This is a genomic window from Micromonospora sp. CV4, from assembly GCF_003667455.1.
Classification (GTDB): domain Bacteria; phylum Actinomycetota; class Actinomycetes; order Mycobacteriales; family Micromonosporaceae; genus Micromonospora.
The window spans coordinates 51,876-71,580 of the sequence record NZ_RCVI01000342.1 but is presented as its reverse complement, the minus strand read 5'-3'; the positions used below and the strand labels follow the sequence as shown (position 1 = coordinate 71,580).

At 70.8% G+C, this 19,705-nt stretch carries 21 protein-coding genes; 10 read left to right on the top strand and 11 right to left on the bottom strand.

From position 1 onward, the window contains the following. Positions 1-112 precede the first annotated feature (112 nt). Positions 113-586 carry a hypothetical protein gene (locus EAD98_RS24145; RefSeq protein WP_121656278.1) on the bottom strand — a complete coding sequence of 158 codons (474 nt, stop codon included), beginning with the start codon at positions 584-586 and terminating at the stop codon, positions 113-115. Next, positions 583-990: a DUF6069 family protein gene (locus tag EAD98_RS24140; RefSeq protein WP_121656277.1), complete on the bottom strand. Its 408-nt coding sequence runs from the start codon at positions 988-990 to the stop codon at positions 583-585. The genes EAD98_RS24145 and EAD98_RS24140 overlap by 4 nt, the downstream gene beginning before the upstream one ends. A gap of 130 nt (positions 991-1,120) precedes the next feature. Between EAD98_RS24140 and EAD98_RS24135 the strand changes: the two genes are divergently transcribed. The 3 genes from EAD98_RS24135 to EAD98_RS24130 all read left to right on the top strand — a co-directional run bounded on the left by EAD98_RS24135 (position 1,121) and on the right by EAD98_RS24130 (position 2,930). Further along, positions 1,121-2,038, top strand: coding sequence for a histidine kinase (locus EAD98_RS24135; RefSeq protein WP_199723528.1), 918 nt, complete (start codon positions 1,121-1,123; stop codon positions 2,036-2,038). 80 nt (positions 2,039-2,118) lie between these two features. Then, the gene (locus EAD98_RS31330; protein WP_199723527.1) at positions 2,119-2,280 is read left to right on the top strand and encodes a hypothetical protein; all 162 of its coding nucleotides are present in this window, start codon (positions 2,119-2,121) and stop codon (positions 2,278-2,280) included. After that, complete coding sequence (locus EAD98_RS24130; protein WP_121656305.1) at positions 2,268-2,930, top strand: response regulator transcription factor; 663 nt, start codon at positions 2,268-2,270, stop codon at positions 2,928-2,930. Before EAD98_RS31330 ends, EAD98_RS24130 begins: the two co-directional genes overlap by 13 nt. A 142-nt stretch (positions 2,931-3,072) precedes the next feature. On the opposite strand, the gene EAD98_RS24125 is transcribed toward EAD98_RS24130, so the two are convergent. After that, entirely contained in the window at positions 3,073-4,572 is a 1,500-nt protein-coding gene (locus EAD98_RS24125) for a Gfo/Idh/MocA family protein (RefSeq protein WP_199723526.1), read from the bottom strand. Positions 4,573-4,806: 234 nt separating this feature from the next. Beyond that, positions 4,807-5,700 carry an SIS domain-containing protein gene (locus tag EAD98_RS24120; protein WP_121656276.1) on the bottom strand — a complete coding sequence of 298 codons (894 nt, stop codon included), beginning with the start codon at positions 5,698-5,700 and terminating at the stop codon, positions 4,807-4,809. 307 nt (positions 5,701-6,007) lie between these two features. Here EAD98_RS24120 and EAD98_RS24115 point away from each other — a divergent pair, with 307 nt between their 5' ends. The 4 genes from EAD98_RS24115 (at position 6,008) to EAD98_RS24100 (ending at position 9,937) form a co-directional block, all read left to right on the top strand. Then, positions 6,008-7,237, top strand: a complete 1,230-nt coding sequence (locus EAD98_RS24115; protein ID WP_121656275.1) for an extracellular solute-binding protein — start codon at positions 6,008-6,010, stop codon at positions 7,235-7,237. A gap of 19 nt (positions 7,238-7,256) precedes the next feature. After that, entirely contained in the window at positions 7,257-8,186 is a 930-nt protein-coding gene (locus EAD98_RS24110) for a carbohydrate ABC transporter permease (protein WP_199723525.1), read from the top strand. A 126-nt stretch (positions 8,187-8,312) separates the two neighbouring features. Continuing rightward, positions 8,313-9,116 carry a carbohydrate ABC transporter permease gene (locus EAD98_RS24105; protein WP_121656274.1) on the top strand — a complete coding sequence of 268 codons (804 nt, stop codon included), beginning with the start codon at positions 8,313-8,315 and terminating at the stop codon, positions 9,114-9,116. A gap of 53 nt (positions 9,117-9,169) precedes the next feature. Further along, positions 9,170-9,937, top strand: coding sequence for a DeoR/GlpR family DNA-binding transcription regulator (locus EAD98_RS24100; RefSeq protein ID WP_199723532.1), 768 nt, complete (start codon positions 9,170-9,172; stop codon positions 9,935-9,937). A gap of 15 nt (positions 9,938-9,952) precedes the next feature. On the opposite strand, the gene EAD98_RS24095 is transcribed toward EAD98_RS24100, so the two are convergent. The 5 genes from EAD98_RS24095 to EAD98_RS24075 form a co-directional block, all read right to left on the bottom strand. After that, entirely contained in the window at positions 9,953-10,786 is an 834-nt protein-coding gene (locus EAD98_RS24095) for a class II fructose-bisphosphate aldolase (protein WP_121656272.1), read from the bottom strand. Beyond that, positions 10,783-11,736 (bottom strand): 1-phosphofructokinase family hexose kinase, encoded by a 954-nt coding sequence (locus tag EAD98_RS24090; protein WP_199723524.1) that lies wholly within the window; start codon positions 11,734-11,736, stop codon positions 10,783-10,785. Before EAD98_RS24090 ends, EAD98_RS24095 begins: the two co-directional genes overlap by 4 nt. A 201-nt stretch (positions 11,737-11,937) precedes the next feature. After that, the gene (locus tag EAD98_RS24085; RefSeq protein WP_121656270.1) at positions 11,938-12,903 is read right to left on the bottom strand and encodes a CU044_5270 family protein; all 966 of its coding nucleotides are present in this window, start codon (positions 12,901-12,903) and stop codon (positions 11,938-11,940) included. 18 nt (positions 12,904-12,921) lie between these two features. After that, positions 12,922-13,491, bottom strand: coding sequence for an RNA polymerase sigma factor (locus tag EAD98_RS24080; protein ID WP_199723523.1), 570 nt, complete (start codon positions 13,489-13,491; stop codon positions 12,922-12,924). 78 nt (positions 13,492-13,569) lie between these two features. After that, a complete protein-coding gene (locus tag EAD98_RS24075; RefSeq protein ID WP_158609839.1) occupies positions 13,570-14,958 on the bottom strand; it encodes a low temperature requirement protein A in 1,389 nt (462 codons plus the stop codon). Here EAD98_RS24075 and EAD98_RS24070 point away from each other — a divergent pair. Further along, entirely contained in the window at positions 14,919-15,998 is a 1,080-nt protein-coding gene (locus EAD98_RS24070) for a hypothetical protein (RefSeq protein ID WP_158609838.1), read from the top strand. The genes EAD98_RS24075 and EAD98_RS24070 overlap by 40 nt on opposite strands. 73 nt (positions 15,999-16,071) lie before the next feature. Here EAD98_RS24070 and EAD98_RS24065 read toward each other — a convergent pair whose 3' ends face one another. Then, on the bottom strand, positions 16,072-17,196 hold the full coding sequence (locus EAD98_RS24065; protein ID WP_121656267.1) for an NAD(P)/FAD-dependent oxidoreductase: 1,125 nt from the start codon (positions 17,194-17,196) through the stop codon (positions 16,072-16,074). A 30-nt stretch (positions 17,197-17,226) separates the two neighbouring features. On the opposite strand from EAD98_RS24065, the gene EAD98_RS24060 reads away from it, so the two are divergent. Beyond that, positions 17,227-17,952, top strand: a complete 726-nt coding sequence (locus tag EAD98_RS24060) for a TetR/AcrR family transcriptional regulator (protein ID WP_233578136.1) — start codon at positions 17,227-17,229, stop codon at positions 17,950-17,952. Here the strand turns inward: EAD98_RS24060 and EAD98_RS24055 are convergent. Continuing rightward, complete coding sequence (locus tag EAD98_RS24055; RefSeq protein WP_121656266.1) at positions 17,930-18,316, bottom strand: DNA polymerase ligase N-terminal domain-containing protein; 387 nt, start codon at positions 18,314-18,316, stop codon at positions 17,930-17,932. The two genes, EAD98_RS24060 and EAD98_RS24055, sit on opposite strands and share 23 nt — an antisense overlap. A 134-nt stretch (positions 18,317-18,450) precedes the next feature. On the opposite strand from EAD98_RS24055, the gene EAD98_RS24050 reads away from it, so the two are divergent. Continuing rightward, positions 18,451-19,692, top strand: coding sequence for an MFS transporter (locus EAD98_RS24050; RefSeq protein ID WP_233583952.1), 1,242 nt, complete (start codon positions 18,451-18,453; stop codon positions 19,690-19,692). Positions 19,693-19,705: the final 13 nt, after the last annotated feature.

The following is a 19,705-nucleotide window of genomic DNA, read 5'->3' as shown; positions in this document are numbered from 1 at the left end:
GAGAGCATCGCTACCCGAGGCGTTCAGTTACCTCTTCCTGATCACCTCGGCGCTGAGGCGGAACGCCCTGCTCGACGTCGACGTCGACGCCCCACCCCGGCGTCAGCTCGGGTCAACTCGTGGGCGCGCCACCGGCGCCGCCGATGACGGCCATCATGATCAGCGTGCGTTGCCGCCGCCTGCTCATCAGCGCGAAGCAGGCGGTGAGCGCCACCAGCTCCACCTCGGCCCATTCGCCGGTGACGTCGACCCGGATCGCCCCGCCCGGCCGGCCCGGAAGGCGCACCGCGAGCCGGTGCTCGTCGCGGACCAGCTCACCGCCGCGGTGACCGGGGGCCCAGCGCACCATCCCGCCAGGCCCCGGCACGTGCGACCCGCGCGGGTCCAGCCGCACCGCCACGCCGTGCTCGGCCCGGGCGGTGACCGCGATACGCCGGCGGTCGGTCGGCCCGACCGTCCAGAGGCCGGTGCCGGTGCGGATCTCGGCGCACCGCCAGGTCCAGCCGGTACGCAGCCAGGCGCGCGGCCCGGCAGCGGAGTCCAGGACGAAGGCGCCGTCCTGCTTGCGTACGGTCAGGGTCGTCATCGGTTCAGTCCTTCCGGACGCGCCCGGCGCAGACCGAGGATGAGGACGACGCCGACGCTCAGGTGCAGCAGCGCGAGAGTCGCCTTGGCGCCCGCGCCCGCGCCCACGCCGCTCGGCGGTCCGGCCAGCAGCGACAGCAGCAGCACCGCGACGGCGATCGCGGTCCACCAGGTGCCGGCCCGCGCGGTCAGGCGTTCCAGCACCGCGAGCAGCGCCCAGCCGGCCAGTGCCGCGACCACGGCGGCCACCACGACCGCGGCCACGGTGATCTGGCGGGTCGAGTTTCCGGAGCCGGTCGCCAGGTCGACGCCGGCCACCGAGTGCAGGATGTTGAATTCCGCCGCCGCCACCAGGATCGCGCCGGCCACCACCGTGGCTCGGCGCAGGAGAAGGTTGTTCGTCATGCCCCGAGTCTGTGGACCGGCACGGGTCGGGCACGTCGGTCCCGAGGCCGCGCCGGGTACATCCGACGGCAGCGCCGCGTACTACCAAAGGAGGTGGTCCGGCCCTGCGCGAGCCCAGTAACCTGCGCTGGTGGATGCGGCGACGTGCGAAGTCGGCCCGTCGCGGGCGTGGCGTTCCGTCCCGGCGGGAGTGGCGACGGTGGCGATGGCCGTGCTCGTCGCGATCACGCTGTGGTCGGCCACCCGTTCCGGGTCGACCGCCCTGATCCGCGCCGATGTCGCGCTGGCGGTGGCCGCCCTTGCCCTCGTCCCGGTGGTCGTCCGCCGCCCGGAGGTCGTGGGCGTACTGGCGGGCGTGCTGGTGGCGCTGTCGCCGGTGGCCACCCCGGTGGCGAGCTTCGCGGTTCTGTACACCGCCCGTAACCGCCCCTTCCGGCAGGCCGCGACGGTGGCGGTGGTCGGCGTCGTCGGCGAGGCGGCGCAGGCGGTCTGGCGGCCGATGCCCAGCCTGCCGTACGGGTGGCGGCTCGTGTTGATGACGGCCGCGTACGCGGCGCTGCTCGGCTGGGGCACCTGGGCGCAGGCCCGCCACGCTCTGCTGGCGGCGCTGCGCGACCGGGCCCGGCGGGCGGAGCAGGAACAGGAACGCCGGGTCGTCGAGGCCCGGACCGCGGAGCGCACGCGGATCGCGCGGGAGATGCACGACGTGCTGGCCCACCGGCTGTCGCTGCTCGCGGCGGCCGCCGGCGCGATGGAGTACCGGCCGGACGCCCCGCCCGAACGGCTCAGCGCCGCGGCCGGGGTGATCCGCGCCAGCGCGCACCACGCCCTCGACGAGCTGCGCGAGGTCATCACGCTGCTGCGCAACGACGACGCCGAGGCGCCGGCGGACGCGCACCGGGACAGACCCTCGCCGACCTGCCGCGCCTGGTCGAGGAGGCCCGGGCGGCCGGGCAGCACATCGAGGTCGACGACCCGCTCGGACCGCCGGTCGAGGTCCCCACGGCGGTCGGTCGCACCGCGTACCGGATCGCGCAGGAGGCGCTGACCAACGCTCGCAAGCACGCCGCCGGGCAGCCGGTCCGGCTCGCCCTCGGCGGCGCCCCCGGTTCCGGCCTGAGCATCGCGGTGAGCAACCCGACCACAGCTGACAGCGGCGCCACCGGTAGCGCCGGCACCGGCCTGATCGGCCTCGCCGAACGGGCCGCCCTCACCGGCGGTCGCGTCGCCCACCACATCGACGCCTCGGGCCGGTTCCACCTGACCGCGTGGCTGCCGTGGCCGACGTGACGGGTCCGGTCCGGGTCGTCATCGTCGACGACGACCCGCTGGTACGGGGAATGCTGACGATGATGCTCGACGGCGCCGACGGAATCGTGGTGGTGGGCGAGGCGGCCGACGGGGGTGCGGCGATCACGGCGGTGGACCGGCACATGCCCGACGTGGTGCTGATGGACATCCGGATGCCGGGGGTCAACGGCATCATCGCCACCGAACGGCTGCGCCGCCGCCCCCGGCCACCCGAGGTCATCGTGCTCACCACGTTCGACACCGACGAGCACGTGGTGCGGGCCCTGCGGGCCGGCGCCAGCGGCTTCCTGCTCAAGGACACCCCGCCGGAGCGGATCAGTCAGGCCGTCCGTGCCGTCGCCGCCGGCAACCCGATGCTGTCGCCGGAGGTCACGCGCCGTCTCATGCAGCGGGTGGCGTCCGGCGCCGAGTCCTACGAGTACGCGAGCAACCGGCTGGCCCTGCTCACGCCCCGCGAACGCGACGTCGTGCTGGCCATCGCGCAGGGACGCTCGAACGCGGAGATCGCCACCGGGTTGCTGATGAGCGTGACCACCGTGAAGGCCCACGTCTCGCACATCCTGACCAAGCTGGACCTCGACAACCGTACCCAGATCGCCCTGCTCGCCCACGACGGTCGGCTCGTCTGACCGGACGACCGTGCCCCGCGGTCAGCCCCTGCCAAGGACGCGGCCGGTCACGACGGGGAGGACGACCCGCGCGCCGGGGTCGCGCACGGACACGATCGTTCGTGCCCGACCCCGGGAGCGTCAGCTCAGCCCGTGCCCGTGCCTACCGGCGCGGGCGGCCGTCGCCGTCCAGCCACGGGTCCTCCGGCCGCGGCCGGTCGAACGTGGGGCGTGCCTGCTGCCAGTGGCCGCGGGTGAAGTCGGGCACCTTGACCGACTTGAAACCCTTGCCCTTCAGCGACTCGTGGCTGAGCGGGATCACCGAGCACCACGCCGCCGAGTCGTAGACGTCGATGTCCGGGGTCATACCCAGGCGCATCAACTGGACCAGACGGAAGATGGAGATGAAGTCGCCACCGCCGTGCCCACCGTACTGGCTGGCCAGATTCTGCAGGGCCGGCCAGATCCAGTGGTCGTGCTGGTTCATGATCGTGCTGAAGGCGCTGCCGGTCCGCCACGCGTGGTTCGTGTGACCGAGCGACTCCAGGTAGATCCGGGCGTTGTCCAGCTCCAGGGAGCCCCGGGTCCCGGTGAGCGTGGTCTCCCGGCTGTACGGGTGGGGCGAGTTCACGTCGTGCTCGACCCGGATGAACCGGTCGTTGACAGTCTTGATGAAGACCTGCTTGCGGTCCCCGGAAATGTAGGGATCGTCGTCCCAGGACGGGTGGTCCGGGCCGACCCGCGGGTCCTCCTCGCGGAACAGGGCGAGCGCCTTGGGCCGTGAGGCGACCGCGACGAGTTCGTCGAAGCGGTCACCGCGGTTGATGTCCAGGCAGGCCGAGACCGGCCCGAGCCCGTGCATCGGGTAGTGGGCGGCGTTCATCCGGGTCTGCCAGCGCCGCCGCCAGTGCTCGGGGTAGTACGCGCCGCCGAAGGTGTACGGCCAGCGCAGGTCGTGGACGTAGCCACCGGAGGCGTGCTGCAACTCGCCGAAGAGCCCCGCCTTGGCCATGTTGAACATCTGCATCTCGGGGCGGAAGTAGTTCACGTTCTCCAGCAGCATGCAGTGCTTGCCGGTGCGCTCGGAGGTACGGACCAGGTCCCAGATGTCGTCCAGGTGCGGCGCGATCGGCAGCTCGATGGCGACGTGCTTGCCGTGCTCCATGGCCGCCTTGGCCATCGGGTGGTGCCACTCCCACGGCGTGGCGATGTAGATCAGGTCGATGTCGTCCCGGCGGACGAGCCGCTCGTAGTCCTCCTCGCCGTTGGAGTAGCCGACCGGCTCCTTGTCCTGGAAGCCCTGCGCCATGACCCGGCTGATGGTCTCCGCGACGTGGTCGGGCCGGATGTCGCAGACCGCGGTGATGGTGGAGACGGCGGCCCACCGCATGGCCTGGTCTCCACCTCGGTTGCCAAGGCCGATGATGCCGACGCGCACCTCGTCGAAGCCCTCGAAGGGGACGTTGACCATGGACTTCTCTTTGCCCTTGATCCGGGCTGGCTCGGCGGCGGGGGCCGCACCGGCTGCCGTGCCCGGAAGGAGGGCGCCGCCCAGTCCGGCGGCGGCGCCCAGCGCGCCCACGCCCTTCAGGACGTTACGACGCGACGGGTGGGACCCGGCCGCCTCGGTGGACTCGCCCGGGATGGCTTCGTTGGGACTCACGTGGATCAGCTCCTCTGCGGGAATGTGACTTGTCACGCGAAATTTCAAGCAGTATCGATCACTCCACTTGCGAGCGCAATGGCCGGAGGGAGAACTTTTGCTCGAAGGTGATCGGTTGGTGCGGGATCCTGGCACGCTCGCTTAGCCGTGCCGACCGGTGCGCACGGGATCGGTCAGCACGGACCACCCGGGCCCGGGAGGTCGGAGCCCAGCCGGGCCCCGGGTGTCGAGCGGTCAGCCGTCGAGGATGACCGACCGGGACAGGTGGCGCGGCCGGTCCGGGTCGAGCCCTGCGGCGCCGGCTCGCAGCAGGCACAACTGGTGGACGCGGACCAGATCGGCGAGCGGATCAACCTCGGACCACTCGAAATGTGCGCCGGTGGCCCGGACCTGGTCCGCCAGGCCGGCGGGGACCTGCCCGAACGCCCAGACGACCCGGCCGGGCGCGGAGATGCTGAGCGGACCGTGCCGGTACTCCATGGCGGGGTACGACTCGGTCCACAGTTGAGTCGTCTCGCGCAGCTTCAGGGCCGCCTCGTGCGCGAGCCCGACCGTCCAGCCACGTCCGAGGAAGGTGATCTGGTCTGCCGTCGCGGCCGGGCTCGTCACGTCGACACCACGCGCGAGAACCTGCCGCGCCTGTTCGGCGACCGGACGCAGGTCGTGACCGAGGGCCGCCCGCAGCAACGCGAGGGTGGTCGTCGCGAAGCGGGTCTGCACGACCGAACGCTCGTCGACGTCACCGAGCACGACCGGACGGGCCATGCTCACGGCCGGGGACGCCGCGTCGGCGGTGATGACCGTGGTCGGCGTTCCGTCCCGGTGCTGCTTGAGAACGTCGAGCACCTCGGTCGTGGTGCCCGAGCGGGTGATGCAGAGCACCCGGTCATAGCCACGCCCGAGGTGGTGTTCACTGGCCGGCCACGCGTCGGTGCTGCCCTCGCCGGCGCTCTCGCGCAGAGCCGCGTACGCCTGGGCGACGAAGAGCGACGTTCCACATCCGAGCACCGCGACTCGCTCGCCCGGCTGCGGCAGGTCCATCGCCACGGAGGGCAGCACGTCCAGGACGCGGAGCCAGTCATCCGGCTGGGTCGCGATCTCGGCCGCCAGGAAGGTTCCTTCACTCATCGGTGCCTCGTCCTCAGGGTTCATGCGAGCGGGTCTGGAGAGTCTCCAGAATGGAGCGCTCTGATCGAATATGTCAAGAAGGTCGCAGAACCGATCAGGAACATGCATCGAGCCCAGGGCGAGACCATCCACGGGCTGAGCAGCGGTTACCGCGAGAGGCCTTGACGTTGCTCAGTACGGCGACGCAGACTGCCCAAGCAACAGCTTGATCCTGACGGGTTCTGACGAGAACCAGTCACGAACAGTCACGGCTAGCCAGAATTCCGATCACGACTGTGGCGATGTTCCTGCGCCGGTGGAGGCGGATATGAAGAGATTCGTGCGTTCGTGGGCAGCCGTAGCGGTTGCCGGCCTGACGCTGACAGGTTGCGGTTTCGGCGGCGACGGGCAGAGCGAAGACGGCAGCAGCCTGTCGTTCCTGGTGCCCAGCTACAGCGACGGCACCAAGGCGCTCTGGGAGGGCATCATCGCCGACTTCGAGGCGGCCCACCCGGACGTCAACGTGGAGCTGGAGATCCAGTCCTGGGACAACATCAACGATGTCGTCCGTACGAAGATCCAGTCGAACGCGGCGCCGGACATCCTCAACATCGACGCCTTCTCGGGCTTCGCGGCGGACGACCTGTTGTACCCCGCCGGCGACGTGGTCTCGGCGAACACCGTGGCGGACTTCCAGCAGTCCTTCGCGGACAACGCCTCGATCGACGGCACCATGTACGGCCTGCCACTGATCGCCTCGGCCCGCACGATGTTCTACAACACCGAGCTGTTCGAGCGGGCCGGCGTCGCGGCACCGCCGAAGACCTGGGACCAGCTGCACGACGCGGCGAAGAAGGTGGCTGGTCTCGGCGACGGCGTCTACGGCTACGGCATGCCGTTGGGCAGCGAGGAGGCCCAGGCGGAGACCTCGATCTGGACCTTCGGCAACGGCGGATCGTGGACCAACGGGTCGACCATCACGGTCAACACCCCCGCGAACCTCGAAGCCGTCACGTTCATGAAGCGGATGATCGACGACAAGGCCACCCAGCCCGACCCCGGCGCGTCCGACCGGACCCCGATGCTGGACGTGTTCATCCAGGGCAAGATCGGCATGGTGGTGGCGCTCCCGCCCACCGTCGGGCAGATCGCGGAGAAGAACCCAAGCCTCAAGTACGCCAGCGCGCCGATCCCCACGAAGGACGGTCAGCCGATGACCCTCGGGGTCGCCGACCACCTGATGGCGTTCAAGAACGAGGGTGACAAGAAGGAAGCGCTCAAGACCTTCCTGGACTACGTGTTCAGCGCGCCGGTCTACACGAAGTTCGTCGACACCGAGGGGTTCCTGCCCACCACCAGAACCGGTGCGGCGGCGCTGGGGGGCAAGACGGAGATCGCGAGCTTCCTCGAGGTCCTGCCGAACGCCCGGTTCTACCCCAGCACGAACCCGCAGTGGGCGGCGACCCAGGGCGCGATGCAGAGCCTGATGGGACAGATCGGGCAGGGCAAGGCGCCCCGAGCGGTGCTGGATGAGATCCAGGCCAAGGCCAACGGCTAGAGCCCGCGCGGTCAACAGAATGACGACCAACCACCGCATGGAAGTGCCGGCACCCGCGATCTCGGCACGTCGTCAGGCACGTCGGGACCTGGTGGCGGCACTTCCATGGCTGTCGCCGGCGGTGACGCTGATCGTCACCATCGTCCTGTTCCCGGCCGGCTACCTGCTCTGGACCTCGACCCGGGACGTGTCGCCGGTCGGGGTGGACCGCGGCTCGGCCGGGTTCGACAACTACGCGACGTTGTTCGACTCCCCCGCGTTGGGCAGAGTGCTGCTCAACACCGCGATCTGGGTGGTCGGCGTCGTCCTGGTGACACTGCTCGTTTCCATGGCGGTCGCGCAATTCCTGGACAAGGCCTTCCCTGGACGCCGACTCGTTCGACTCGCGGTCATCGTCCCGTGGGCGGCCAGCGTCGTGATGACGGCCACCGTCTTCTACTACGGCCTCGATCCCTATTACGGCGTCATGAACCAGTTCCTGGTCGATGTCGGCATTCTGGATACCGGGTTCGGCTTCACCCGACAGCCGGTGCCGGCATTCCTGGTGGCCATGGCGGTGGCGGTGTTCGTCTCGCTGCCGTTCACCACGTACACGATCCTCGCCGGGCTGCAGATGGTGCCGCGCGAGGTGGTGGAAGCCGCCGCGGTGGACGGCGCCGGATCGGTGCGGACGTACTGGAGCGTCGTCCTCCCGGTCCTGCGACCGGCGATCGCCGTCGCCGTGCTGATCAACATCATCAACGTCTTCAACTCGCTGCCCATCCTCCGCACGCTGACCGGCAGCATTCCCGGGTACGACGCGGACACCACCACCACGTTGATCTTCAAATACATCCAGCAGGACCGCCAGATCGAGACGGCGAGCGCACTGAGTGTCGTGAACTTCGTCATCGTCCTCGCGGTCATCGGTATCTACCTGCGGGTTGTCCGGCCGATGAGGGACGAGTGAACCGTGGCGACGACAACAACGAGATCTGCGGGTCGGGCGCACGCCAACAGGTCGACGCGCGCCGACGGAGGCAACGGTCGCATCCGGGGCCGTGGCGGACGGCGTCACGGTTCCCGCCGGTGGTTGATGGCACTGGCCGGCGCGGTGGTGGCGTTGTTCTTCCTGGCGCCGTACCTGGTGATGCTGATCGGCTCGTTCAAGCGGCACTCGGAGATCCTGCGCATTCCGGCCACCTACCTGCCGACCGAATGGGTGCCGTCGAACTACACGTCGATGTGGTCCACCCCGGAAACGCCACTCGCCTACAACCTGGTCTCCACCATCGTCATTTCGGCCTGCGGGACACTGCTGGTCCTGGTGGTGGCCATGCCGGCCGCCTATTACACGGCGAAGCACCGCTTCCCCGGACGGCTCGCGTTTCTTCTCCTGGTACTGGTGACCCAGATGCTCCAGCCGACCGTCCTCGCGGCGGGACTGTTCCGGCAGTTCCTCGCGATCGGCATCGACGACACCTGGCTCGCTATGATCCTCGTCAACGGCGCGTTCAACCTCAGCTTCGCGGTGTGGATCATGCACAGCTTTTTCGCCGGGGTGCCCAAGGAGATAGACGAGGCGGCAATGATCGACGGTGCCAGCACACTGCAGACGCTGCGGCGGGTAACCCTGCCGGTGGTCTGGCCGGGCATCGTCACCGCGATCATCTTCACGTTCGTCGCGTGTTGGAACGAGTTCGCGGCCAGCCTCGTCATTCTGACCACGGCGGAGAACCAGCCGCTGACCGTCGCCATCACAAAATTCGTCGGCCAGTACGACTCGGCGTGGCAATACGTCTTCGGAGTCTCTATCGTCGGCATCGTGCCCGTGATCATTCTCTTCGCGATGGTGGAAAAGCGCCTGGTGGCAGGTCTCACGGCGGGGGCCGTCAAGTGAGCACGGTCGAAGCCGCCACCGACCGGGGCGACGGCCGTGACCGTCCCCAGCGACTGCAGGCGCTGCTCGACATCCTGGGCGCGCGCGGCCGGCTGTCCGTCACCGAGGCGGCCAGCGCCCTGCAGGTCTCCGAGGCGACGGTCCGTCGGGACTTCACCACCCTGGCGGAGCAACAGTTGGCGGCTCGGACGCACGGCGGCGTCGTGGCCACGTCCGTCTCGTACGATCTGCCGGTCCGCTACCGGGACCGGGGCGACAACGGCGCCAAGGAGCGCATCGCCGCGATCGCCTGCGAGCTCGTCGAACTGGGCGACGTGGTCGCGTTCAACGGTGGCACCACCACGTCCGCGACCGCCCGACGCCTCGCCGCGCGGGTCGACCTGGCCCAGGCCGTTCAGCGGCCGGCCGTGACGGTGGTGACGAACGCGCTCAACATCGCCACGGAGATGGTGCTGCGACGCCACGTCCGTACCGTCATCCTCGGCGGTGTGGCACTGCCCCAGTCGTACGAGCTGACCGGGCCGCTGGCCACGATGGTCCTGAACGAGCTGTGGCTCGACGTGCTGATCCTCGGGGTCGACGCGTTCTCTCCCGACGGCGGCACGTCCTGTCACGACGAGGGCGAGGCCGGCATCGATGCGACGATGGTCCGGCGGTCCCGTCGGGTCGTCGTGGTGGCCGGCTCGGAGAAGCTGGGCCGGCACTCCTTCGCCCGGATCTGCGACGTCAACGCGGTGGACACCCTGGTGACCGACGACGGGGCGGACGCGAAGGTCGTCGCCGACCTGCGCGCCGCCGGGGTCAACGTGCTGCTGGCCTGAGGCCCGCCCGCGCCGTCACGGGGCGAGCAGCGTGACCAGATGGGCGACCTGGCTGGCCACCGCATCCCTGCCCGGACCGAGGTACTTACGCGGGTCGACCAGGTCCTCGTCGGCGGCGAGCGCGCGCCGGACCGCACCCGTGAGGGCCGCGTTGAGATGGGTCGCGATGTTGATCTTCGACATCCCGCTCGCGACTGCCGACCGCAGGCCCGCCTCGGAGACCCCGGACGAGCCGTGCAGGACCAGCGGCACCGGCACCTTCGCCGCGATCGCGGCGATCAGGTCGTCGTCGAGGACCGCGTCACGGGTCAGCATCGCGTGCGAGGAGCCGACCGCGACCGCGAGCGCGTCGACGCCGGTGGCGGCGACGAAGGCGGCCGCGTCGTCCGGATCGGTCCGTACCCCGGGCTTGTGCGCGCCGTCCTTGCCGCCGATCGCACCGAGTTCGGCCTCGACCCAGACCCCGCGCGCATGGCACCAGGCGGTCAGCTCCGCGGTCACGGCGACGTTCTTCTCGTACGGGTGCCCGGACGCGTCGACCATCACCGACGGCACGCCGAGTTCGACCGCCTGCTCGACGAGCTCACGTCGGGTGGCGTGATCCAGGTGTACGCAGACCGGCACGGACGCTTCCGCCGCGATCCGGAGGCAGGCCAGCGCCAGCGGCGCCAGGCTGTCGTGGTAGCGGGCCGTGTTCTCCGACAGCTGCAGCACCACGGGGCGTGCCGCGCGTTCGGCGCCGGCCACGATGCCCTCGGCATGCTCGAGCTGGATGACGTTGAACGCCCCGACGGCCCGGCGGTCCCGCGACGCCGGGAGGACGAGTTCCGCCATCGAAGCCAGAGTCATGCTTCCTCCACTCTCACCTGATCACGCCAGCGCCGGTACGCGCGGACGTCCACCTCACCGGCGACCGGTCGCAGCACGGCCGCCGCCGACAGCGCCACCGCGTCGACGAGCAGGGCGCGCCAGTCGACGGCGTCCAGCGACCCGGCCGCCGCGAGATGCCGGGCGACGGCCGCACAGGCCGCGTCCCCGGCGCCGGTCGCGTTTCCCTGGATCCGCTCCGGCGGCGCGGCCAGCAGGGCACGATCCGGCCGTACGACAGCCATTCCGTCGGTGCCCAGGGTCAGCACGACGGCGGGGACCCGTCCGGCGGGAGGCAGCAGCCGGCGGGCCGCCCGCACCGCCTCGGCCGGCGTCGAGGGCCGGTGACCGATCAGCTCGGCCAGCTCGTCCGCGTTCGGCATCAGCACCGCCCCGCCAGCGTCGGCCGCCGCTCGCAGAGCCGGGCCGCTGACGTCCACGACCGCCGGCACTCCAGCGGCCACCGCGGCGTCGACCAGGCGGGCCGGCAGCCCCGGGTCCACGCCGGGCGGCAGGCTACCGGAGACGACCAGCGTGTCGGCACCGGCCAGGAGTTCGCTCACGTGCCGGGTCAGGGCGTCGGCGGCGGCCGGCGGGTCCACCGGCGCGTAGCCGGGCTCCCACAGCGACGTCGTCATTCCGCTGGTCTCCTGGACGACCAGCGTGCGCCGGACGTCCGGCAGTACGTCGAGCAGGTCGGCCGGCACACCGGCCCGGTCGAGAGCGGCCTGCAGTGCCACGCCCCCGGGACCGCCGCACATGCCGGTGACGAGGACCCGCTCCCCCAGCTCGTGCAGCACCCGGCCGACGTTGACGGCCTTGCCACCGGGGCGTTCGCTGACGGTCCGCACCCGCTGCACGCGGCCCCGGTGCAGCTCCCCCAGCCCGTAGGTCACGTCGAGCGCCGGGTTCGGCGCAACGGCGAGGATCACGGTTGCCGCTCGGTCATCGCGACTCCTCGGGGTACGGCGCCGGCAGTCCAGCGTGGAGTTTCGTGAGCGATATTAACAATAATCTGTCGCTATCGCGCACCCCCCTGTCCCGATCCGCTCGGTTCGACACCCCGACAGCTCTCAGACCGGGTCATCCAGCCGGCTGCCGGCTGCCGGCGCGCGTGGCTGCGCTCACCTGGATCAGGGCAGCTGGCCCGGCCGGTCGACGATCGCGACCCGCAGCAGCGCCGCGGCCGAATACAGCGACTCCTTGCCGTCGCGCACCACAGTGCCGCGGGTGCCGAGGTAGACGTGGGTGTCCCGATCGAAGATGAAGTCCTGGTTGCCACCGATCACGCCGGGCATGCGAATCGCCACCCCATGCCGCCCGGCGGCGTCCACCACGTCGCCCGAGATGACGACCGCTCCGGGTTGCCGCGCCAGCAACTCGTACAGCGCCGCCAGTGCCCGGGGCGGCACGTAGCCGTCGAGCATCGACCGTGCGGTGGTGTACACCATGCTCTCGTCCCCGTACACGGCCTCCTCATCCGCTCCCTCAGGGAGATGCAGGTCGACCGGGTGTTCCCGAAGGTAGCGGAGCAGTTCGTCTGCGTCGGTGGGCAGATCGCCGTGGTACGCGGGCGACGGGAGCTCATCGAGCTCCTTGCGGGGATCTGCGGGATCACCCATGCGGAGCACTCGCAGTTCGCTCCACCCGTTCGGTTCACTCTCCGGCCGGTAACGCCCCTGCGTGTGGGCGATTCCCCCGGCCGACTCCCACCTCTGCCCCCGTACCGTGGTGTAGGGCCCGCCGCCCGGTCTCTCCCGCAGTGTCGCCAGGACTTCCGTGAAGACGTACTGGTCAGGTCGGGCGGTGAGATCGGGTTGCTGCCGGGCGGCTTCGGCCGCCAGCCGGAAGATCTCCGACGCGTTGGCCGTGGGCGGCGGCTGTTCACCTATCCCCATCGTCTGCACCGCGAGGGCACCGACGGTCAGTGCGAGCGCCAGCCCGAATGCTCCGGCGAGGCGCCAGCCGCGCAGGAACCGAATGGGGTGTCCGGCCGGGCGGGCCGCCGAGACCGTCTCGGACCGCCGGACGACGTGCGCCTTCAGATCCGTGAGGAGCTGCTCCTCGAAACCGTGCGGCGCCTGCTCAATCTTGGTCATTGCGGCATCTCCGTTCCATCAGGCGAGGGTGGTGGCCGGGCGGGCGAGGACGGCACGGACGGTGCGACGGGCACGGTGCAGGCGGACCCGCGCAGCGACCGGGGACAGCCCCAACGCGGCCGCCGCCTCGGCGACGGTGAGGCCGTCCACAGCGACGAGTTCGACCAGTGCCTGGGTTCCCTCGGACAGCCCGCCCAGCGCCCGATAGGTGCGGCGAGCCGCCGACTCGGCGTCGATGCGCTCTTCGATGCGGGCGATGTCGTCGGCGTCCAGGTCCCGTCGTCCGGCCATCCGACCGGTCACCCGCAGTCGTAGGGCCGCCCGCCGCCGCTCGTCGGCGATGACGTTGCGGGCCACCCCGAGCAGCCAGCCGATCTGGCTACCGCGGTCAGGCCGGTACCCCGCCGCCGATTCGATCACCGCCAGAAACACGTCGGCGGTCAGGTCGGCGGCGAGGTGGGGATCGTCGACCCGCCGCGCCACGAACCGGCCCACGGCCTCCACGTGCCGGCGGTAGAAGATCTCAAGGGCCACCGGATCGACTGCGATGTCGGAGATGTCGTCCTCCGTTGAGCCAGGGTCATGCACAGGCTCTCCTCCCTGTTTGCCGTTACACCCTCTCTTCGCGCGGCGAAGCGTCGGTGTTACAGAAGCTGCGGGGACGCGTCAGCGTGGCGGCGAGGCCTGCTCAAGTGGGCGCCCGTGGGCGCGGATCGCATCCGAGACGGCGATGCCGAGCAGGACGGCGGCGGCTACTGCGGCGACCGCGAGTGGCGGCAGGCCGACCATCACCGGCGCGATGGCCGCGAGGACGAGAATCCCGATCGGTCGCGGCCGGGACACGCGGGCGAAGGTCACGTACTCGAATACCGAGCGCCCGACGAGGTAGAGCGCGGGCCCGCCGAGGATGGCGGCGACCCAGGCGTGTTTGGCGTGTCCGACCGGATCGATGAGGACGAGTTCGGAACCGGCCGAGGTGACCAGGATGCCGGCCACCATGAGCAGGTGGGAGAACTCGGCCGACCGACCGAGCCGGCCGGGTTTGGCGGATGCCGCGACGGCCTCGCCCAGGATCTGGCCGGCTCGGTAGAAGTAGATCCGCCACAGCAACACCGTGGTGAGGAACGACAGGGTGAGGGCCATGATTCGTTCCGCCACGATCGGACCGCGGAGAAGACTCGAGCCGGAGGTCAGAATCGTCTCACCAAGCGCGACGATGACGAGCTGCCAGTAGCGTTCGGCCAGGTGGTCGCCCGCGACGGCCCACGAGGACACCTGCGAGCGGCCCAGCCGCGGTACCGGCCAGCCGAGGCGACCTCCGACGTAGTCGATCGCCAGGGCCAGCGCCCACAGCGAGTTGCGCGTCAACTCCGGTGCGAAAGCTCCCACGATCCACGGCACAGCCGACACGCTGAACCAGACCAGCGCCAGCATGTTGACGCGGCGCAGATCGTGCCCTGGCAAGGTGAGTACGAAGAACAGGGTGCGGCCCACCTGGATCGCGACGTACGTGCTCGCGAAGAGCAGGCCGGTCTCGGCGAGAGCCCCGGAGATCGCGACCGCCAGGAGCAGACTCCCGAACATCGTCGCGAGGACGACGAACTGGATCGCGGGCTGGAACGGGTCGAATCTGCTGGTCGTCCACGCCGTCTGTGCCCAGATCCACCAGAGGGCCAGGAGCAGCAGCAGAGTCTCGCCGTTTTCCGAGAGGGACGTGGTCAACGTGTCGGCGACGTGACCCCTGGTGTAGTCCAGCACGAGCTCGTGCACGATCCGGGTGAGCGCGAAGACGTACACGAGATCGAAGAACAGTTCGAGGAAGGTCGGCCGCTGCGGACTCTCGCGTCTGCGCAGCAGGTTGGCCACTCTGTTCGTCGTCACCGGCCCGCCCGCTTCGTCGCTTCGTCGCTCAAGCAGTCGTACCACGTCACCGACGTCTGAACCGGCTGATCGCTGCGCGACGCGGACGGCACCGCGATGGACGCTGTCACCACCGTTGCGGCAGGATGCGCGAGATGCTCGCACCGATCCCGCGCCGCGCCGGCGTCGTCGCAACGCTCTCCGTCGTCCTGCTGGCGGGTTGTGGGACCCCGCAGCGGACGACCACCGCCGCACCCACCTCCGGCGTTCCCGTCCCGGGCACGGCGGCGGCGCAGAGCGCCGCACCGACCGTCCCGGCGTCGAGTCCGTCCGCCCGGAGCGGCATCGGCGCCCGCCCGCGCCCGCCCGCCGCGGCGTGCCGCGTGTTCCCCGCCGACAACGTGTGGCACGCCGACGTGTCCCGGCTACCCGTGCACCCCGGCTCCGCGGCCATCATCGGCAGCATCGGATCGGCCGCCGCCGTGCACGCCGACTTCGGCGCCGGCCTGTGGCAGGGCGCTCCTATCGGCATCCCGGTCACCGTCGTCGGCGCCGGGCAGCGACGGGTGCCGGTCACCTTCTCCTACGGGGACGAGAGCGACGCCGGGCCATATCCGATCCCGCCGGACGCAGCGGTCGAGGGCGGGCCGCGCGGCGACGGTGACCGGCACGTCATCGTCTGGGACCGCGACGCCTGCCGCGCGTACGAGCTCTTCGACGCTCACCCGGGCGGCGGAGGCTGGCGAGCGGGATCCGGGGCGATCTTCGACCTGCGTTCCAACCGCATGCGGCCAGCCGGTTGGACCTCCGCCGACGCCGCCGGGCTGTCGATCCTCGCCGGTCTGGTCCGCTACGACGAGGTGGCAGCCGGACGGATCGACCACGCGATCCGGGTCACCGTGCCCCGCACCCGCAGCGGTTGGACCTGGCCGGCGTCGCACTCCGCCTCCGCTGACAAGGACCCCTCGTTGCCTCAGCTGGGTCAGCGACTGCGACTCAAGCGCTCCGTCGACGTCGCCCGGCTGCCCCGGCAGGCCAGGATCGTCGCCGAGGCGATGCAGCGGTACGGCGTCATCGTCGCCGACCACGGCTCGGCGTGGTTCATCTCGGGTGCGCCCGACCGGCGATGGGACAACGACGCGCTGCACAAGCTGGGCGGTCTGCGCGGCGACGACTTCGAGGTTGTCGACGCTGCCGAACTGATGGTGAGCCGCAGCTCCGGCGCGACCCGCTGACGTCGCGGTCCCGAGCGCGGCACAGGCAGGGCAGGAGCGTCGGCCACGGGCGGGCGGGCTGCGTCGCGCGTGGTCAATCTGCGGTTGCCGGTTCGGCGGGCCGCGGCGTGAAGAAGCGAACGATGTCGTCGGCTGCGGTTGGGGACAGCATCATCGCCTGGACTCGCGCGGACATCTCGGCGATCGGGTGGATCCTGGTGAACATCGCCTCCTCGTACGTCCGGATCGCCGAATCGGGGTCCGCGGGATTCGCGGCGAGTTCGGCGGCGAGTTCGGCGGCGTCGAGCATGGCTTGGTTGGCGCCCTCGCCGACCGGTGGCATGAGGTGCGCGGCGTCACCGATCAGGGTGATGCCCGGCTGGTGGGTCCAGCGCGTGCCGGTGGGCATCGCCTCGATCCTGCGTGGGGTCGGCGTGCTGTCTCCGGCTTCGATGAGTGCGGTGAGGCCGGGGTCCCAGCCATCGAACATGTCCAGCAGAGCGCGCTTGCTGCGGTAGCTGTCCAGGTCGCGCTCGTCCGCGGGTAGGGAGATCCCGACTCGGATGCTGCCGTCGCCGAGGCGTTGCGCTGCCAGGATCTGGCTCACGCCGATGCACCAGAGGTTTCCGGGGCCGACCAGCTCGGCGAGACGCGGGTGGCGCCGGTCGACGTCGCTGATGCTCAGCTCCACCAGGGTGGCCACGCAGAACAGTGTCGCGTCGGTCAGCAGGGATCGGACGACCGAGCGTGCGCCGTCCGCGCCGATGAGGACGTCGCAGTCGGCGCTTCGGCCGCCATCGAACGTCAGCCCGAAGCCTCCGTCGGGTCGTGGCGTCGCCGCGACGAGCCGGTGCTGCCAGGCGACCGCGTCGCGAGGGAGTGAATCGAGCAGAAGATCCCGCAGTACGCTCCGATCGATCTCGGGACGTCCGGAGAACGAGCCGGGCTCCGGCTCGTGGTGCACGAGGATGCGTCCGGCCGGGTCGAGGATGCGATGTTCCTCGCCTTCCGGCCGTGCCTCGGACCGGAACCGGCCGGCCAGGCCCGCCTCGGCCAGCGCCTTCTGCCCGGACTCCGGGTGCAGGTCGAGCATTCCGCCCTGTGGTCGCGCGGATCGGCTCGCCTCGCGTTCGTACACCACCGCGTCGATGCCGTGCCGGCGCAGGATCCGAGCCAGGGTCAGGCCGCCGAGGCCGCCGCCGGCGATCGCGATTCGCATCATCATCTCCGTTACCGTACGCTGTATTCTATGGATACGCCGTACGGTAGCGCGCCGTTGCCCGTCTGGGAACGGCCCGAGCCCCAGCCCCGGGCGGCGCCGGTGCCCCTGACCCGCGCGAAGATTGCCGCCACGGCGATCCGGATCGCCGACGCACACGGCCTCGACGGGCTGTCGGTACGCAAGATCGCCAAGGAGCTCGGTGTCGGTCCGATGCGGCTCTACGACTACGTGACCAACAGATCCGAGCTGCTTGATCTGATGGTCGACGCCGTGTATGCCCAGATCGCCGAGGCCGGCGAGCACTCCGAGTGGCGCGCCACGGTGCTGGCCGTCGTTCACCGGACCCGGGATGCCGCTCTGGAGCATGAGTGGTTCGTCGACCTGCTCGGCGGCAGGCCACACCTGGGACCGCACGCGCTCGCCGTGGGCGAATCGACCGCGGCGGCGCTCAGCCAGGCCCCTGGCGTGCGCAGTGTCGACGACCTTCAGCGGGCTGTGGGCGCCCTCAACGCGTTCATCGTCGGGGCGCTCCGCAGGGAGATCACCGAGCGCCGCACCGCCCGTTCAACCGGCACCGACGTGTCCGCCTGGCAGGCCGCTCTCGGGCCCTACCTGACACGCATGCTGGAGACGGGCCGCTACCCCACTGTCGCCCGGCTCGTCATCGACGGCGCCCACCTCGACGCCGAGGAAACCTTCCACCACAACCTGACGACCATCCTGGACGGCATCACCCGCCATCCTCACCCATGACTCTGCGCTCGTCCGGCGGCTGCTCTTTCGTCAAGTGGAGCAGCCAGCCCGCGCCGGTGTTGATGAGCGCGTATCGCCGGTGGCCGGTGCGGCCGTGCAACGTGAACAGCATCCGGCGGTCGGTGCGGTCGTGCTCCTCCCACGTACCGATGTCGGCGATCGACTTGTCGGCGTCCTCGTAGGTGAGGTGTTCGAGGTCGTGGTCGGGCACGGCGATCGCGAGCCGGTTGTCGCTGGGACTGTCCGGGAGGCCGCGAGGCACCGCCCAGGAGCGCAGCACACCGTCCTCCTCGAGCCGCAGGTCAAAGTGCGGTCGCGGTTTGCGGTGATGGTGCAGGACGAAGGCGGGTGCCACCCTTTCCATTGTCGGTGCCCGCCGCTCCTACCGCCTGTCAACGGGGCGCCTGATCGTGTTGGGAGTGCCCCGGCCGTACCGAGGGCGCCGACCGAGCGGGTCGGATCCCTCGACTACGGTGACCATGAAAAGGGGGGTGGGGCATGGCGCCAGAGGTGTCGCCGCGAAGGGCCAGGGCCGTGCTCGTCGCCCTCTCCCTCGCCGCGTTCGCGTTCATCACCACCGAACTGCTGCCCGTCGGCCTGCTGACCCACATCGCACCCGACCTCGACCGGTCCCGCTCACAGGTGGGTCTGCTGGTCAGCGGGTACGCCATCGTGGTCGTGCTGGCGTCCGTGCCGCTGGCCAGGCTGACCCAGCGGATCCCCCGGCGTCACCTGCTCGGCGTCACGATGCTCCTGTTCGCCGCCGGGAACGCCGCCGCCGCCCTCGCGCCGACGTACGCCGTGCTGGCCGGCTCCCGCCTCGTGACCGCCCTCGCCCAGGCGCTGTTCTGGTCCATCGCGACGGCGACCGTGACCGGGCTCTTCCCGGTCGCGGTGCGCGGCCGGGTGGTGGCGCTGTTCGCGACCGGGGCGACGCTCGCGCCCGTGCTCGGCGTACCCATCGGCACCTGGCTCGGGCAGCAGGCCGGTTGGCGCGTGGCGTTCGCGGTGCTGGCCGGGGTCGGCCTGGCGACCGCCGCCGCGGTGCTCGTCCTCCTTCCCTCGTATCCCCCGGCCGCCGGCGGCGCCGCCCGGGGCACCGCACCGGACGGGCGGCGCTTCGCCCTGTTGCTGATCGCCACCGCCCTCGGCATCGGCGGCTTCATGACCCTCCAGACCTACGTCACCCCGTTCCTGCTCGACGTCAGCGGCTTCGCCGACGCGCTGCTGGCACCACTGTTGTTCGTCTCCGGCGCGGCCGGCGTCGTCGGCACCCTGGCCGCGGCCCGGACCCTGGACACCCGGCCGATCGCTTCCCTGCTGACGCCGCTGAGCATCGGCACGGCCTCGCTGTTCGGCCTGTACGCGCTCGGCGCGCTCCGGCCCGGCGCGGTCGTGCTCCTCGCCGGGATCGGCCTCGGTTACGCGGCGTTCGGCTCCGCCGTGCAGAGCCGGATGCTGCAACTGGCTCCGGGCAGCACCGACATGGCGTCGGCCGGCGTCAGCACCGCCTTCAACGCCGGCATCGCCGGCGGATCACTGCTCGGCGGCGCCCTCCTGTCCACCTCGGGAGCGCGCCCGCTGGCACTCGTCGGCGGGTTGCTGACGCTGGTCGCCCTCACGCTGCTGGCCGTGGACGCGCGGCGGGGCCGCGCCGCCGCGCCGGCGTCGACCGCCGCCCGTCCCTCCACCAGCCCTGCGGCTGGGCGGCAGGGCACACCCGCCCGGACGGCGCCGTAGCCGATTCGACCAC

Excerpts from the sequence above, each read along its gene's own strand:
- EAD98_RS24085 (WP_121656270.1), bottom strand. The coding sequence starts at position 12,903 with ATGACCAAGATTGAGCAGGCGCCGCACGGTTTCGAGGAGCAGCTCCTC.
- EAD98_RS24120 (WP_121656276.1), bottom strand. The coding sequence starts at position 5,700 with ATGAGTGAAGGAACCTTCCTGGCGGCCGAGATCGCGACCCAGCCGGAT.
- EAD98_RS24110 (WP_199723525.1), top strand. The coding sequence starts at position 7,257 with ATGACGACCAACCACCGCATGGAAGTGCCGGCACCCGCGATCTCGGCA.
- EAD98_RS24140 (WP_121656277.1), bottom strand. The coding sequence starts at position 990 with ATGACGAACAACCTTCTCCTGCGCCGAGCCACGGTGGTGGCCGGCGCG.
- EAD98_RS24070 (WP_158609838.1), top strand. The coding sequence starts at position 14,919 with ATGCTCGCACCGATCCCGCGCCGCGCCGGCGTCGTCGCAACGCTCTCC.
- EAD98_RS24050 (WP_233583952.1), top strand. The coding sequence starts at position 18,451 with ATGGCGCCAGAGGTGTCGCCGCGAAGGGCCAGGGCCGTGCTCGTCGCC.
- EAD98_RS24095 (WP_121656272.1), bottom strand. The coding sequence starts at position 10,786 with ATGACTCTGGCTTCGATGGCGGAACTCGTCCTCCCGGCGTCGCGGGAC.
- EAD98_RS24060 (WP_233578136.1), top strand. The coding sequence starts at position 17,227 with ATGGATACGCCGTACGGTAGCGCGCCGTTGCCCGTCTGGGAACGGCCC.
- EAD98_RS24065 (WP_121656267.1), bottom strand. The coding sequence starts at position 17,196 with ATGCGAATCGCGATCGCCGGCGGCGGCCTCGGCGGCCTGACCCTGGCT.
- EAD98_RS24055 (WP_121656266.1), bottom strand. The coding sequence starts at position 18,316 with ATGGAAAGGGTGGCACCCGCCTTCGTCCTGCACCATCACCGCAAACCG.
- EAD98_RS24105 (WP_121656274.1), top strand. The coding sequence starts at position 8,313 with ATGGCACTGGCCGGCGCGGTGGTGGCGTTGTTCTTCCTGGCGCCGTAC.
- EAD98_RS24115 (WP_121656275.1), top strand. The coding sequence starts at position 6,008 with ATGAAGAGATTCGTGCGTTCGTGGGCAGCCGTAGCGGTTGCCGGCCTG.
- EAD98_RS24145 (WP_121656278.1), bottom strand. The coding sequence starts at position 586 with ATGACGACCCTGACCGTACGCAAGCAGGACGGCGCCTTCGTCCTGGAC.